Here is a 1,113-nt window from a genome sequence, read left to right as displayed (position 1 = left end):
ACGGAAAGACCCCATGAACCTTTACTGTAGCTTTACATTGGACTTTGAACCAATCTGTGTAGGATAGGTGGGAGGCTTTGAAGCGGGGACGCCAGTTCTCGTGGAGCCATCCTTGAAATACCACCCTGGTTCGTTTGAGGTTCTAACCTTGGCCCGTTATCCGGGTCGGGGACAGTGTATGGTAGGCAGTTTGACTGGGGCGGTCTCCTCCTAAAGTGTAACGGAGGAGTTCGAAGGTACGCTAGGTACGGTCGGACATCGTGCTAATAGTGCAATGGCATAAGCGTGCTTAACTGCGAGACCGACAAGTCGAGCAGGTACGAAAGTAGGACATAGTGATCCGGTGGTTCTGTATGGAAGGGCCATCGCTCAACGGATAAAAGGTACTCTGGGGATAACAGGCTGATTCCTCCCAAGAGTTCATATCGACGGGGGAGTTTGGCACCTCGATGTCGGCTCATCACATCCTGGGGCTGTAGCCGGTCCCAAGGGTATGGCTGTTCGCCATTTAAAGTGGTACGTGAGCTGGGTTTAAAACGTCGTGAGACAGTTTGGTCCCTATCTGCCGTGGGCGTTGGAAATTTGAAGGGGGCTGCTCCTAGTACGAGAGGACCGGAGTGGACGAACCTCTGGTGTACCGGTTGTCACGCCAGTGGCATTGCCGGGTAGCTAAGTTCGGAAGAGATAACCGCTGAAAGCATCTAAGCGGGAAACTTGCCTTGAGATGAGATTTCCCGGAGCCTTGAGCTCCTTGAAGGGTCGTTCGAGACCAGGACGTTGATAGGCTGGGTGTGGAAGTGCAGTAATGCATTAAGCTAACCAGTACTAATTGCCCGTACGGCTTGTCCCTATAACCTTGGTAGGCTATAGACGAGTCAAGAAATACAGCTGCAGTTTGTTGATACAAACTACCCCAAGAATAAAAAGAACGATACTTCTTCCCGGATTGTGAGTTTTTTACCGAATGGTAAAAGCTCAGACAAGTCAAAGCCTGATGACCATAGCAAGTCGGTCCCACCCCTTCCCATCCCGAACAGGACCGTGAAACGACTTTGCGCCGATGATAGTGCTGCAACCAGTGTGAAAGTAGGTTATCGTCAGGCTAGTTATATG

Annotated in this window: 2 rRNA genes; both read left to right on the top strand. The window is 50.9% G+C overall.

The features are described from left to right. Positions 1-850 (top strand): 23S ribosomal RNA (locus LCI23_RS20275); the annotation flags it as partial. 140 nt (positions 851-990) lie between these two features. After that, positions 991-1,103: ribosomal RNA gene (rrf, locus tag LCI23_RS20270) — 5S ribosomal RNA — on the top strand. Positions 1,104-1,113 lie beyond the last annotated feature (10 nt).

The sequence above is a fragment of the Massilia sp. MS-15 genome (assembly GCF_020176695.1).
In the GTDB taxonomy this organism is placed as follows: domain Bacteria; phylum Pseudomonadota; class Gammaproteobacteria; order Burkholderiales; family Burkholderiaceae_D; genus Telluria; species Telluria hydrophila.
This window is presented reverse-complemented; position numbering and strand designations above follow the sequence as displayed.